The sequence below is a fragment of the Streptomyces sp. NPDC093795 genome (assembly GCF_044764665.1).
Taxonomy (GTDB): Bacteria; Actinomycetota; Actinomycetes; order Streptomycetales; family Streptomycetaceae; genus Streptomyces.
The window spans coordinates 231,033-243,629 of record NZ_JBIWIO010000003.1 but is presented as its reverse complement, the minus strand read 5'-3'; the positions used below and the strand labels follow the sequence as shown (position 1 = coordinate 243,629).

Below are 12,597 nucleotides of genomic sequence, written 5' to 3'. Positions count from 1 at the left end.
GAGCCGACTCCGACAGGGGTCACTCCGAACAGGCGTACGGGACCGCCGCCTCAGCCGGGCGTACGCGTCACCACGGGCACGGGCGTCGTCCGGGCGAGCGGCAGGTGGTAGAGGGCGAAGGCCCTGCGGATGACGGGCTGGGCGACGTTCCTGACGCGTACCCCGGCGGCCGTCATGCCGTGTTCGGTGCCCAGGTGGGCGTGGCCGTGCACCGCGAGGTCCGCGCCGGACTCGTCGATGGCCTCCGCGAGGAGGTAACTGCCCAGGAAGGGGTAGATCTCGACCGGTTCGCCGGCGAGGGTGTCGGGGACGGGGGCGAAGTGGGTGAGGGCGATCCGTGCGCCGCAGCCGTCGGCGTTCAGCGCGGTGAGGGCCCGGCGCAGGCCGTCGGCGCCCCGGCGGCTGGTGCGGACGAACTCCTTCATCTCGCGCTCGCCGAACTCTCCGGCGCTGCGGCCGGCGAAGCCGCCGCAGAATCCCTTCGTGCCGGCGATACCGACCTTGCCCCCGGCGACCGGCAGGACGACGCTCTCGCCCTCCAGGACGGTGACCCCGGCCTCGGTCAGGACCCGTGCGACGTCCGCCTCCTGCTCGGAGTGGTAGTCGTGGTTGCCGAGCACGGCGACGACGGGGACGCCCAGGTCGCGTACCTCCTCCGCGACGACCTCCGCCTCGGCGACGGTTCCGTGGCGGGTGAGGTCGCCGGCGAGGAGGAGGACGTCCGCGCTGTGGTGGAGGGTCTCGAAGGAGGGGCGCAGCAGGCCCCGGCAGTCCGGGCCCAGGTGGATGTCGCCCACCGCGGCCACCCGGACGACGGCGCCGTCCTGCGCGGTGGGGGAAGCCGCCGCGGGTGAGGCCAGGCCGGGGGCCGTCATACCCGGGGACGTCACATCGGGGGTGGTCGCGCCGGGGGAGATCACCCCGGGGGAAGTCGCGCCGGGGGGCGTCGCTCCGGGGAAAGTCGCACCGGCGGAAGTCGCGCCAGGGGATGTCACAGCAGCTCCTCGGGTCGGTCGGGCGGGTCCGCGCAGGCGACCTGGAGGTCCGCGCGGACGGGGAGGTCGGCCAGCTCCGCCTCGGCGATCCGGAGGATCTCGTCACGGCGGTCGGCCGTCGGGACGGTTCCCGTCAGGAGGACGACCGCCCCGCGCACCTCGATCCGCACCCCGAGCTCGGCCACCTCCTCGCGCGCGAGCCGGTCCCTCAGCCGGGCGATCCGGTACTCGCTCTCTCCGGTGCTCATGGCGTCCCTCCGTCCTGGTCCCGCCGGGCATCGATCACTGCGCGTCGTCTTCTCGTCGTCACGTCTCGTCTTCTCGTCGTCACTTCGCGTCGATCACTTCTCGTCGTCACTTCTTGACTCGTCGATCACTTCTTGAGGGGGCGGGTCGCCGGGCCCTGGAGCACCCGCCCGTCCGCCGCGAAGCGGGAGCCGTGGCAGGGGCACTCCCAGGTCTGCTCGGCCTCGTTGAATCCCAGCTCGCACCCCATGTGCGTGCAGCGCCGGCCGGTTCGCAGGCCCCCCACGAAGTGGCGTGCCACGGTGCCCTGATGGCGTACGACCCCGGGAACCTCGCGGGCGGGAAGCCGACGGCGGGGGTCGACGAGTTCGGTCCAGGCCGGGCGGGGGGCGCCGGTCAGATGCGCGGTGAGCAGCTCGCCCGCGGCGACCCCGTTGCTGAGCCCCCAGCCGCCGAAGCCGGTGGCGATGAAGACGTGTTCCGTGTCGGGGTGTTCGTGGCCGATGCAGGGCAACCCGTCGGCGGTGTGGATGTCCTGGGCCGCCCACCGATGGACCGTCTGCGCCTCGGCGAAGCCCGGCAACCGCTCGCGCGCCCAGGCCTCCAGGCGCCCGTACCGTGCGCGTACGCCTCCGCTGCCCGGTTCGAAGCTCTCGCCCGCGACGATCAGCAGCCGTCTGCCGTCGCCCAGGGGGGCGGTGCGCACGGAGCGGGTGCCGTGTTCGGGCGTCAGGTACATCCCGTGCGGGTCGTGGCGTTCCTCGACGGCGGCGGCGACGACGAGTTCGCGGTGCAGCGAGAGCCGCATCAGGAGGGTGGTGTGACAGCGGAGGGGGAAGTGGGTGGCGAGGACGACGTCGCGGGCGTGGACCGTGTGGTCGCCCTCGACGGTGAGGCGGCACTCGGCGCCGTCGTGCAGACCGGTGACGCGGGTGTTCTCGTGGACACGGCCGCCGTGCGCGACGAGGTCGGCCGCGAGGCGGAGCAGGAACCGGCGCGGGTGGAACTGGAGTTGGTCCTCCACCCGGACGGCCGCCGCGACGGGATACGGGAGCCCTGTCTCGGTGACCGTGGTGGCCCGCAGGCCCGCCGTCGAGGCTGCCGCCGCCTCGGCCCTGACGTCCCCCGCTCGCTCCTCGTCGAGGGTGTAGGTGTACGCGGGACGGTGCTCGATCTCCGCGTCGACGCCCAGCTCCTCGCTGAGCCGCACCACCTCGCGCAGGGCGTTCTCCTGGGCGTCGGCGTACAGGGCCGCCGCCTCGGCGCCCTGGCGGCGGCGCAGGCGTTCGTAACACATGCCGTGCAGGGACGTCAGCTTGCCCGTGGTGTGACCGGTCACCCCGGCCGCGATCCGGCCGGCTTCGAGGACCACCACGTCGCGCCCGGCGTGGGCCAGTGCGCGCGCGGTGGACAGTCCGGCGATCCCGGCGCCCACCACGACCACGTCGGCGCTGAGGTCGCGGTCCAGCGGTGGGTGGAGGCCGCCGGGCGGCGCCGACTCCATCCAGTACGAGTTCCGGTCTGCGCGCATGAGCGCTCCTCTCGGGGGCGGTCGGCCGGTCCGGCGTCTACGCGGAGTCGGCGACGGCGTGGCCGCTCGCGAGCGGGCCGGTGCCGAGATGGGAGAGGAGGTCGGCCGCGTCGTCGTACACGGCGGCGGCGCCCGCCTCCGTCAGGTCCTCCCGTGGGAGGCCGCCGCACAGCAGCCCGACGCAGACCACGCCGGCGCGGCCGGCGGCCTTCATGTCCCAGACGCTGTCGCCGACGAAGACGGCCCCGTCCGCGCTCCCTCCCACCAGGGAGAGCGCGTGCTCGACGGGGTCCGGGGCGGGCTTGCCCTCTTCGACGTCGTCGGCCGTGGCCGTGGCCGTGATCGCGTCGTCCGCGTCCAGGGCCCGTCGCAGCGCGTCGAGTTCCCGGTCCTTGGCCGAGGTCACGAGCACGACCTTCCAGCCGCTTCCCGCGAGGGTCCGCAGCAGGTCCGCGGCGCCGTCGAAGGCGGTGAGCCGCTCGAAGTACGTCCCGTACAGGGCGTCGTGGGCGCCGCTGAGACGCCCGTCCTGCGACCGGTCCCTCCCGGGGCCGAGCAGGTGCTCCAGGAGGTCCTCTCCCGGCAGGCCGATCGCCCGGTGGACGGCGTGCGTGGGGACGTGGTGTCCACCCTGGCGCAGGGCCTCCCACCAGGCGACGACATGCAGGGCGTTGGAGTCGACGAGGGTTCCGTCGACGTCGAAGAGCGCGACGCGGTCCATGTCCGGGGCTCCCTTCGAGCGGCCGGGGCCGTCGTGGGGTCGGGGATGGTCGTTCGGACGGGGGTGGGCGTGCGCCCGGGGGTGGGCGTGCGCCCGGGGTGGGCGCCCGGGGTGGGCGTACGGCCAGAGGTGTCTGGCCGTTCGGTCAGAGCCGGCCCATGCCCGGGTCCTCGGGGCCGGAGTCCCGTCGTACCGGTCCGGGGCCTTCGTCCATCAGGCCGCCCGTGGTGCCCTGGGCGGTGTCGGCGTCCGCCGGACGGACCCGGCCGCGCCAGCCACCGGTCTCGTGGCCGTGCTCCTCGACGTAGCCCTTGAACCGCTTCAGGTCGCCCTTGACGCGCCGGTCGAGAACACCGACCGCCTCCCCGACCTTCTCCATCATGCCGTCGGCCTCGACGTCCATGGCGAGGCGCACGCGGGTGTGCTCGGCGTCGAGCGGCTGGAAGCTCACCACGCCCTTCTGCTTGGTGTCCCCCGCGACCGTCCGCCACGAGATCCGCTCGTCGGGCAGCTGGTCGACGATCTCCGTGTCGAACTCACGCCGCACGCCCGCCACCTTGGTCCGCCAGTGGCTGTGCCGGTCGTCGATCTGGCGGACGTCCTCGACGCCCTCCATGAACTTCGGGAACTCCTCGAACTGGGTCCACTGGTTGTACGCGGTCCGCAGCGGTACGTCGACATCGATCGTCTGCTCGACCTTGCTCATGGTGCTTCCTCCTCCGAGTCGTCACGGTCTGTTTCGCGATCAACCCGCGCGTACCCGACGAAGCGCACCTCATGCGTACGAGGACGACGCGTCGGCCTCGGCGGGGGGACCTGGCATGGCGGAGCAGCTCAGGGGTATTCGCGGACGACACGACAGAAGGAGACCGGAGATGAAGATACTGACGACGGGTGCGGGGGAAGCGCTCGCGCCGGTGGACGGCCTCGCGCCGTCGGCGTCCATCCCGCGGGTGTGGCGTCTCCCCGGCGTGTACGCGCCCCAGACGGACACCGGCCTGCTCGCGGCGCACGTACGGCGCGAGGAGCTGCGGCCGGGCGCACGCTCGCTCGACCTGTGCACGGGCACCGGCGCGCTCGCCCTCGTCGCCGCCCGGCACGGCGCCCGGGCCACCGCCGTCGACATCTCACGCTCCGCGATCACCACCGCGCGGCTCAACGCCCTGCTGCACCGCTGCCGGATCCGGGTCCTGCGCGGCGACCTGGACGCGGCGGTGCCCGGCGAACGCTTCGACCTGGTCACCGTGAACCCCCCGTACGTGCCCAGTGAGGACCCGGACGTGCCCGCCCGGGGCGCGCGAAGGGCCTGGGACGCCGGAACCGACGGCCGGCTGCTCCTCGACCGGGTCTGCGCGCGGGCACCGCGGCTCCTGACGCCCTCGGGCGTCCTGCTGCTCGTCCAGTCGTCGCTGTCGGGCGTCGACGCCACTCTGGAGGCGCTCGTGCGGCGCGGTCTGGAGGCCCGTGTCGTGGACCGTCGTACGGAGTCCTTCGGGCCGGTGCTGTCGTCCCGTTCGGACTGGCTGGCGGACCAGGGCCTGATCCCGGCGGGCGCGCGCACGGAAGAGCTCGTGGTGATCCGCGCGTGGAGGCCGTGATGGGTACGGAGGCCGTGGTTGCGGCGCGGCGGCCCGGGCAGTCGCGCGACGTCCGTGAAGTTCACGCGATCGGTGGTGTGTGATGTCTGCTTCCCCTGACGGGAACGCCCCCCGGCGGGACGAGCGGGACGCGTCCGAGCCCGCCGGTCCCCGCACCCCGGCCCCCCGGGTCCAGCCCCTCGCCGAGGGCCCGCTCCTGATGGAGGGGCCGGCGGACATCGTCATGCCGGACGGGTCGGTGGTCCACTGCGACCGCCCCATGATGGCCCTGTGCACCTGCCGCCGGAGCCTGCGGGCGCCGTTCTGCGACACGAGCCACCGCCCCCGCCTCAGGCGCGGCTCCCGCACCACGACGACGCGCGCGCCCGGCGAACCGACCGAGGAGGCCGGTACCCCATGACTGTCGTCCCGCCGCTCGCGAGGGCGGCGCCCCCCGTGCCCGAGGCGCGCGGCGACGTGTCGTACGCCGTTCGAAAACGGCTGCTCGGGGGCGGCGCCGGGGAGCTGCCCAGCGAGGCACGGATCGCGCGCTGCTCCCCGTACGGAGAGGATCTGCAGCTCGCCCTCCACCTCTGTTACGAGCAGCACTACCAGGGCTTCGAGGGTGTTCCCGACACGCTCGAATGGGATGCCGGCCTGCTCGGGACGCGGGCCCTTCTGGAGCACCGCTTCGAGAGCGCGCTGCGGCACGACTGCCACGACCGGCCGGATGTGGACGAGGCGCTGGCCGCCCTGCTCGTCGAACCGGCCGAGGGCACCGGCGTCTCCTATTTCCTCATGTCCGAGGGGGAGCCGTGGCAGCTGCGCGAGCACGCGGTGCTGCGCTCCGTGACGCAGCTCCGGGAGACCGATCCGCAGCTCTGGGTCGTCCCCCGGCTGCGGGGGCGCGCCAAGGCGGCCATGGTGGCGATCGCGTACGACGAGTACGGCAGCGGACGGACGGAAAGGATGCACGCCGGGCTCTACGCGGACCTCATGACGGCTCTGGGTCTCGACCCGTCGTACGGGCGGTACGCGGACCTGGCCGGCGCCGAGACGCTCGCGGCCTCGAACCTGATGTCGCTGTTCGGCCTGCACCGGAGGCTGCGCGGGGCGCTCGTGGGGCACTTCGCCGTCCTGGAGATCACCTCGTCGCCCGCCGCCTCGCGGCTCGCCGCCGCTCTGCGCCGGTCCGGGGCGGGGCCGGCGGCGGAGCGGTACTACGACGAGCACGTGGAGGCGGACGCCGTCCACGAGCAGGTGGTACGCAGGGAGGTCGTGAGCGGCCTCCTCGAGGACGAACCGGAACTCGCGCCCGAGGTCACCTTCGGCATCGCCGCGACCTGCCTCCTGGACGAGCGGTTGACCAGTCGGCTGGTGGGCGCCTGGTCGCGGGGCGAGAGCGCGCTGCGGACCCCTTCCGAGGAAGCCGGCTGAGCATGGCGGTGGACGAGCTCGACACCCGGATCCTGCGGCTGCTCATCGAGCAGCCGCGGACGAGCGTGCGGGAGTACGCGCGGATCCTGGGGGTGGCGCGGGGCACCGTACAGGCCAGGATGGACCGTCTGGAGCGGGACGGCGTGATCACCGCGACGGGCCCGGTCCTCTCCCCCGCCGCCCTGGGACACCCGGTGCTCGCGTTCGTGCACATCGAGGTGACCCAGGGGCATCTGGACGAGGTCGGCGACGCGCTCGCGACCGTGCCGGAGATCGTGGAGGCCTTCTCCATCACCGGCGGCGGGGATCTGCTCACCCGGGTGGTGGCCCGGGACGCGGGACACCTGGAGGACGTCATCCAGCGTCTGATCCAGCTGCCGGGAGTGGTCCGCACCCGCACCGAGATCGCGCTGCGGGAGCGGGTGGCGCACCGGCTGCTGCCGCTGGTCGAGGCGGTGGGGCGGCGGGCGGGCTCCGGCCCTCGCTGAGACCTCGCCCCTGACCGCCCTCTTGGTGATTCCTCCAGGCGGGTTGGCAGATGCGATGAGATGATCCCCAGTTCATTGCAGATGAGAGCTCATGCCGCCTAACGTGTCGCACATGCAGTCCTACACCATCGGACAGGCGGCGCGTCTGCTCGGCGTCAGCCCCGACACCGCACGCCGCTGGGCCGACGCCGGCCGGGTCGCGACCCATCGCGACGAGAACGGCCGGCGTCTCATCGACGGCCGCGACCTGGCCGCCTTCTCCGTCGAGGTCGCGCAGAACGGCCCGGGCGACGAGGACGTGCCGTACACCTCGGCGCGCAACGCGTTCCCCGGCATCGTCACGGCGGTGAAGCTCGGCGACATCGCCGCGCAGGTGGAGATCCAGGCGGGGCCGCACCGGCTCGTGTCGCTCCTCACCCGCGAGGCCGTGGAGGAGCTGGGCCTTGAGGTCGGCATGCAGGCCACCGCCCGCGTGAAGTCGACCAGCGTGCATATCGACCGGACCTGATCCCGCCCCGGTCCAGAGCCCCCGGTCCGGAGCCCCCTGTCCGGCTCCCCCACCTGTCCGGGCGGCAGCGCCGCCCCGCGTTCAAGGAGTCCCACCCTGATGCGCCACATCCGCTCCCTCACCGGCCGCCGGGCCCTCGCCGTCGCCGCCACGGCCGGACTGCTGCTGCCGCTGGCTGCCTGCGGCAGCGACACCGGCCCCCAGGACGGAACGTCGAAGCCCAGCACCGGGTCCCCGGCCTCCGGCTCCACGGGCTCCGGAGCGCCCGCGGCCCAGCTGACGGTGCTCGCCGCCGCCTCCCTCACCGATGTGTTCAAGACCGCGGGGGCCGCGTACGAGAAGGCCCACCCCGGCACGAGCATCACCTTCTCCTTCGCCGGCTCGCAGGAGCTCGTGGCCCAGGTCGCCCAGGGCTCCCCCGCCGACGCCCTGGTCACCGCCGACACCAAGAGCATGGACAAGGTGAAGGCCGACACCGGCGCCCCGACCGTCATCGCCAGGAACCGGCTCGTCATCGCCACCGCCGAGGGCAACCCGTTCAAGGTCGACGAGCTGAAGGACCTCGCGGACGCCAAGCTCAAGGTCGTCCTCGCCGCCCCCGAGGTCCCGGCCGGCAAGTACAGCGCGAAGATCCTCGACGCCCAGAAGATCACGGTGAGGCCGGTCTCCCAGGAGCCGAACGTCCGCGCCGTCTTGAGCAAGGTCGAACTGGGCGAGGCCGACGCCGGGCTCGTCTACCGCACCGACGCCGAGGGCGCCAAGGACAAGGTCGAAGCCGTCGAGATCCCGGACGCGCAGAACGCCATCGCCGCCTACCCCGCCGCCACGATCAAGGACTCCGAGAACGCGGCGGCCGCGGCGGCCTTCGTCGCCTGGCTGTCCTCGCCCGAGGCGCAGAAGATCCTCCAGGACGCCGGCTTCCAGAAGCCGTAGTCCCGGAAGCGCGTGTGGGGGGTGTCCGCGTCCGGGGGGACGGACAGCCCCCGCCCCCGTTCTCCCGCCCTTCCCCCGCTCCTTCGACGCCTGGAACGAACGATGAAACGCCTCCACGGTCGGCCCCCCGGGCGCGCTGCCCGCGCCCCGCTCCTCCTCGCCGTACCCGCGCTGCTCGCCGTCGCGTTCCTGCTGCTGCCGCTCGTCGGGGTCCTGGCCCGCACCGAATGGGGAGCGTTCGGCGCGCATCTGACGAGTCCCGCCACCGTCGAGGCCCTCACGCTGTCCCTGGTCGTCTCCTTCTGGGCGCTCGGTCTCTCGCTGCTGCTCGGGGTGCCGCTGGCCTGGCTGCTCGCCCGGGTGCCGTTCCGCGGGAAGGCGATCGTCCGGTCCCTCGTCCTGCTGCCCATGGTGCTGCCGCCGACGGTCGGCGGCGTGGCCCTGCTGCTCGCCTTCGGGCGCCGCGGACTCGTCGGCCCCTGGCTGGAGAGCACCTTCGGGGTGACACTGCCCTTCCACACCTCGGGGGCCGTGGTCGCCGCGACGTTCGTCGCCATGCCGTTCCTCGTCATCAGCCTGGAGGGCGCGCTGGCCGGTCTGCGCCCCCGGTACGAGGAGACGGCGGCGTCGCTCGGCGCCTCGCCGGTCCGGGTCTTCTTCACCGTCACCCTGCCGATGGTCGCTCCGGGGCTGCTCGCCGGTGCCGCGCTGACCTGGGCGCGGGCGCTGGGCGAGTTCGGCGCCACGATCACCTTCGCCGGGAACCTGCCCGGCACCACCCAGACCCTCCCGCTCCAGGTCTACCTGCTGCTCCAGGAGGAGCCCGAGGCCGCCACCTCCGTCTCGCTGCTGCTGCTCGCCATCGCCATGGCCGTGCTCCTCGCGCTGCGCGGCAACTGGACCGGCGGGCCGTCCGCTCGCCGTACCCCCACGCCGGTGGTTCCGGTCGACGAGGCCATCGGGCAGGCGGCAGCCGTGCCCGCCGCGCAAGGCCCTGAGACGCAGGACAGGGTTCCCGGGCCGGGCGACCGATGGGCGCTGCACGCCCAGGTCGACGGCTTCACCGAGCTGGTCCTGGACGCCGAACCCGGTACCACCATCGCCGTCGTCGGCCCCAACGGCGCCGGCAAGACGACCCTGCTCCGCGCCCTCCTCGGGCTCACCCCCCGGGCCCATGCCGTGCTGCGGCTCGGCGACACCGACGTGACCGGGCTGCCGCCGCACCGCCGTCAGGTGGCGTGGGTCCCGCAGGACGGCGCGCTCTTCCCGCGCCTGTCCGCGCTCGCCAACACCGCGTACGGGCTGCGCGCGCGCGGAGTGCCGCGCGCCGAGGCCCGCCGGGAGGCACAGCGCTGGCTCGACCGCCTCGGTGTCGGCCATCTCGCCCACCGCCGGCCCGCCGAGCTGTCCGGCGGCCAGGCCCAGCGGGTCGCCCTGGCGCGGGCGCTGGCCGCGCGGCCCCGGCTGCTGCTCCTCGACGAGCCGCTCGCCGCCCTCGACCAGACCACCCGCGCCCACGTCCGGCACACCTTGCGCAGCCACCTCGCCGGTTTCGGCGGTGTCTGTCTGATCGTCACCCACGACCCGGTCGAAGCCGTGTCCCTCGCCGACCGCGTCCTCGTCCTCCAGGACGGCCGGCCGCTCCAGGACGCCTCGCCCGCCGAGGTGTCCCGTCATCCCCGTTCGCCGTGGGTGGCCCGCATGCTCGGCCGCAACGCGTGGCCCGGGACCGCCACCGCCACGGGCCTGGACCTCGAAGGGGGCGGGACCCTCGTCACCGCCGAGCAGCCGCCGCCGGGAACGCCCGCCCTCGCGATCATCGCGCCCGAGGCCGTGGCCGTGCACCGCGAGAGGCCCGGCGGGAGCCCCCGTAACGTCTGGCCCGGGACCGTACGCGAGATCACCGCGAGCGGCAGCCGGCTCCGGGTCCTCGTCACCTCGGACCGGGCGCCCGCGCTCGTCGCCGAGATCACCCCGCAGGCCGCCGCCGAACTGGGCCTCGCGGACGGGGTGCCGGTCTGGACGGGCGTCAAGGCGACCGAGGTGACCGTCGTACCCCTGTGAACTCCCCTACGGGTGGCGTCTCAGCGGGTCGTACGGGCGAGCAGCATCGCCACGTCGTCCTGGGCGGGGCCCGCGAGGAGCTGGTCCAGGACCTCGTCGCACAGCGTGTCCAGGGGCTGGTCGAGGTGCCGGAGCGCCTGGGCGAGCTGCCGCATCCCCTCGTCGAGGTCACGGTCGCGCGCCTCGATGAGACCGTCCGTGTAGAGGACGAGGAGTCCGCCCGCCGGCAGGGAGACCTCCTCCGTACCGAAGTCGTGGGCGCCGGTGCCCAGCGGGGTCCCCGGCGGTCCGTCGAGGAAGGTGATGGTGCCGTCCGGGGTCGCGACGGCCGGTGGCGGATGGCCGGCGCGGGCGATGACCCAGCCGCCGGTGGCCGGGTCGTGGACGGCGTACACGCAGGTCGCCATGGTGTCCTCGCCGATGTCGGCGACGACGGCGTCGAGGGAGCTGAGCATCCGCGCCGGCGGGATGTCGTGGCGGGCCAGGGTCCGTACCGCCGTGCGCAACTGGCCCATGACGGCCGCCGCGTGGATGCCGTGCCCCATGACGTCGCCGATGACGAGCCCCGTCCTGCCGCCCGGCAGGGCGATCACGTCGTACCAGTCGCCGCCGACGTCATGGGCGCTCGCGGGCAGGTAGCGGCCGGTGAGTTCGAGCCCGGCGACGGCGGGCAGCTCGCTGTTGGTGAGGCTCCGCTGGAGGGTGAGGGCGGCTTCCCGCTGGGTGGTGTAGAGACGGGCGTTGTCGATGTTGAGGGCGGCGCGGGCCACGACCTCGTCGATGAGGACGCAGTCCTGCGCGTCGAAGGGCTCGCGGGTCCGCAGCCGGGTCACCGTGACCGCACCGAGCACCTGGCCCCTGGCCACCAGGGGCACGAGCCGCGCCGAACCGATCCGGGTGGCGAAGTAGGTGCGGAGGGCTTCGGTGCGCGGGTCGGTGAACAGTGCCGGGATGTCGGACGTGTAGAGGTTGGTGGGCCGGCCGCGGGCGACGACCTGCTCGTACACGGAGTCCAGCGGGAGCTGGAAGGTCTGACCGGGGGCGAGCATCGACGTAGGGGCCGTGGGGTCGGGGAAGCGGGCCGCGAGCCGTCGCAGCACCCCGCGGGCGGAGGCCGCCGGGTCGTCCGGCTCGAGGACGGACTCCAGCATCTGTACGTCCGCGGAGTCGGCGAGCTGCGGCACGAGGAAACGTACCGCCTCCTCCGCCGTCTGCTTCAGGTCGAGGGTGGTGCCGATGCGGGCCCCGGCCTCCGCGAGCAGCGCGAAGCGGTGCCGGGCCCGCTCGACCTCGGTGTGCGCCTCCTGGCTCTCGGTGATGTCGACGAGGGAGGCGATCAGGCCGAGGGACCGGCGGTCGGTGCGGTCGATCAGCGGGGCGTACGAGCAGGACCAGATGTGGTCGCGGTCGGGGTCGGCGGGGGTACGGCCGACCCGGCGGGCGTCGACGACGGCGGTACCGCTGTGGAGGACCTGGCTCATCAGGGACTCCAGCGAGTCGGCGTTGACGCCGGGCACGACCTCGGTGAGGCGGCGGCCCACGTGCTCGGCGGCCGTGACTCCGTTCATCCGGGCCAGGGCGTCGTTGACGCGCAGGAACCGCAGGTCGGGACCGAGCAGGGCGAGACCGATCGGGGACTGCGTGAAGAGGCTCTCCATCGCCGCCAGGTTCTCCCGCATGCGCAGGACCTCGGAGGTCTCCACCGCGATGAGCATCGCCCCCGGCCGGCCCGCCGGGTCGGCGGCCGGCACGATCCACATCTCCATGGCGACCGTGTGGCCGTCGCGGTGGCGGACGGGGAGCGTGCCGACCATGGTCTCGCCCGCCTGGACGCGGTGGGTGAGCCGCTCGGCGAGTTCACGGTTGGCGTCGGGGACGAGGAGCGGGGTGGCGAGGCGTCCGAGGACGTGCTCGGGGCGGTGGCCGAGGAGGTCCTGGGCGGCGAGCGACCACTCGACGATGTGGCCGTCGGCGTCCTCCCGCCACAGGGCGATCGGCAGCAGCTCACGGAGCACGCCCGCGTCCCCGACGGCCGCCCGGGGCGGCTGCGGAACCCTGCTCGACGACTGGTGAGTCTCCAACGCATCGACCTACGCA

The 12,597-nt window shown here is 73.9% G+C and carries 13 protein-coding genes; 7 read left to right on the top strand and 6 right to left on the bottom strand.

Annotation, left to right across the window (positions count from 1 at the left end; all coding sequences use genetic code 11):
- Nucleotides 1–50: 50 nt before the first annotated feature.
- From ACIRB7_RS09965 to ACIRB7_RS09945, 5 genes are all read right to left on the bottom strand, one after another.
- Complete coding sequence (locus ACIRB7_RS09965; protein ID WP_403595021.1) at nucleotides 51–875, bottom strand: metallophosphoesterase; 825 nt, start codon at nucleotides 873–875, stop codon at nucleotides 51–53.
- 116 nt (nucleotides 876–991) lie between these two features.
- A complete protein-coding gene (locus ACIRB7_RS09960; RefSeq protein WP_351212113.1) occupies nucleotides 992–1,243 on the bottom strand; it encodes a BON domain-containing protein in 252 nt (83 codons plus the stop codon).
- Between the two features lie 125 nt (nucleotides 1,244–1,368).
- Entirely contained in the window at nucleotides 1,369–2,772 is a 1,404-nt protein-coding gene (locus tag ACIRB7_RS09955; RefSeq protein WP_403595017.1) for an FAD-dependent oxidoreductase, read from the bottom strand.
- A gap of 37 nt (nucleotides 2,773–2,809) precedes the next feature.
- A complete protein-coding gene (locus ACIRB7_RS09950; protein ID WP_403595015.1) occupies nucleotides 2,810–3,493 on the bottom strand; it encodes an HAD family hydrolase in 684 nt (227 codons plus the stop codon).
- A 145-nt stretch (nucleotides 3,494–3,638) separates the two neighbouring features.
- Nucleotides 3,639–4,199, bottom strand: coding sequence for an SRPBCC family protein (locus tag ACIRB7_RS09945; protein ID WP_403595012.1), 561 nt, complete (start codon nucleotides 4,197–4,199; stop codon nucleotides 3,639–3,641).
- A 169-nt stretch (nucleotides 4,200–4,368) separates the two neighbouring features.
- On the opposite strand from ACIRB7_RS09945, the gene ACIRB7_RS09940 reads away from it, so the two are divergent.
- From ACIRB7_RS09940 to ACIRB7_RS09910, 7 genes are all read left to right on the top strand, one after another.
- Nucleotides 4,369–5,091: a HemK2/MTQ2 family protein methyltransferase gene (locus tag ACIRB7_RS09940; protein WP_403595009.1), complete on the top strand. Its 723-nt coding sequence runs from the start codon at nucleotides 4,369–4,371 to the stop codon at nucleotides 5,089–5,091.
- Nucleotides 5,092–5,173: 82 nt separating this feature from the next.
- The gene (locus ACIRB7_RS09935) at nucleotides 5,174–5,491 is read left to right on the top strand and encodes a CDGSH iron-sulfur domain-containing protein (RefSeq protein WP_403595006.1); all 318 of its coding nucleotides are present in this window, start codon (nucleotides 5,174–5,176) and stop codon (nucleotides 5,489–5,491) included.
- Nucleotides 5,488–6,507: an iron-containing redox enzyme family protein gene (locus ACIRB7_RS09930; protein WP_403595004.1), complete on the top strand. Its 1,020-nt coding sequence runs from the start codon at nucleotides 5,488–5,490 to the stop codon at nucleotides 6,505–6,507. Before ACIRB7_RS09935 ends, ACIRB7_RS09930 begins: the two co-directional genes overlap by 4 nt.
- A 2-nt stretch (nucleotides 6,508–6,509) precedes the next feature.
- Nucleotides 6,510–6,995, top strand: a complete 486-nt coding sequence (locus ACIRB7_RS09925) for an Lrp/AsnC family transcriptional regulator (protein WP_403595002.1) — start codon at nucleotides 6,510–6,512, stop codon at nucleotides 6,993–6,995.
- 112 nt (nucleotides 6,996–7,107) lie between these two features.
- Nucleotides 7,108–7,503 (top strand): molybdopterin-binding protein, encoded by a 396-nt coding sequence (locus ACIRB7_RS09920; RefSeq protein ID WP_403594999.1) that lies wholly within the window; start codon nucleotides 7,108–7,110, stop codon nucleotides 7,501–7,503.
- A 99-nt stretch (nucleotides 7,504–7,602) separates the two neighbouring features.
- Nucleotides 7,603–8,436 carry a molybdate ABC transporter substrate-binding protein gene (modA, locus tag ACIRB7_RS09915; protein WP_403594996.1) on the top strand — a complete coding sequence of 278 codons (834 nt, stop codon included), beginning with the start codon at nucleotides 7,603–7,605 and terminating at the stop codon, nucleotides 8,434–8,436.
- 102 nt (nucleotides 8,437–8,538) lie between these two features.
- Entirely contained in the window at nucleotides 8,539–10,500 is a 1,962-nt protein-coding gene (locus ACIRB7_RS09910) for an ABC transporter permease (protein ID WP_403594993.1), read from the top strand.
- A gap of 20 nt (nucleotides 10,501–10,520) precedes the next feature.
- On the opposite strand, the gene ACIRB7_RS09905 is transcribed toward ACIRB7_RS09910, so the two are convergent.
- Nucleotides 10,521–12,581 (bottom strand): SpoIIE family protein phosphatase, encoded by a 2,061-nt coding sequence (locus tag ACIRB7_RS09905; RefSeq protein ID WP_403594990.1) that lies wholly within the window; start codon nucleotides 12,579–12,581, stop codon nucleotides 10,521–10,523.
- Between the last annotated feature and the right edge of the window lie 16 nt (nucleotides 12,582–12,597).

Excerpts from the sequence above, each read along its gene's own strand:
- ACIRB7_RS09935 (WP_403595006.1), top strand. The coding sequence starts at position 5,174 with ATGTCTGCTTCCCCTGACGGGAACGCCCCCCGGCGGGACGAGCGGGAC.
- modA (WP_403594996.1), top strand. The coding sequence starts at position 7,603 with ATGCGCCACATCCGCTCCCTCACCGGCCGCCGGGCCCTCGCCGTCGCC.
- ACIRB7_RS09965 (WP_403595021.1), bottom strand. The coding sequence starts at position 875 with ATGACGGCCCCCGGCCTGGCCTCACCCGCGGCGGCTTCCCCCACCGCG.
- ACIRB7_RS09955 (WP_403595017.1), bottom strand. The coding sequence starts at position 2,772 with ATGCGCGCAGACCGGAACTCGTACTGGATGGAGTCGGCGCCGCCCGGC.
- ACIRB7_RS09960 (WP_351212113.1), bottom strand. The coding sequence starts at position 1,243 with ATGAGCACCGGAGAGAGCGAGTACCGGATCGCCCGGCTGAGGGACCGG.
- ACIRB7_RS09940 (WP_403595009.1), top strand. The coding sequence starts at position 4,369 with ATGAAGATACTGACGACGGGTGCGGGGGAAGCGCTCGCGCCGGTGGAC.
- ACIRB7_RS09920 (WP_403594999.1), top strand. The coding sequence starts at position 7,108 with ATGCAGTCCTACACCATCGGACAGGCGGCGCGTCTGCTCGGCGTCAGC.
- ACIRB7_RS09950 (WP_403595015.1), bottom strand. The coding sequence starts at position 3,493 with ATGGACCGCGTCGCGCTCTTCGACGTCGACGGAACCCTCGTCGACTCC.
- ACIRB7_RS09930 (WP_403595004.1), top strand. The coding sequence starts at position 5,488 with ATGACTGTCGTCCCGCCGCTCGCGAGGGCGGCGCCCCCCGTGCCCGAG.
- ACIRB7_RS09910 (WP_403594993.1), top strand. The coding sequence starts at position 8,539 with ATGAAACGCCTCCACGGTCGGCCCCCCGGGCGCGCTGCCCGCGCCCCG.
- ACIRB7_RS09925 (WP_403595002.1), top strand. The coding sequence starts at position 6,510 with ATGGCGGTGGACGAGCTCGACACCCGGATCCTGCGGCTGCTCATCGAG.
- ACIRB7_RS09945 (WP_403595012.1), bottom strand. The coding sequence starts at position 4,199 with ATGAGCAAGGTCGAGCAGACGATCGATGTCGACGTACCGCTGCGGACC.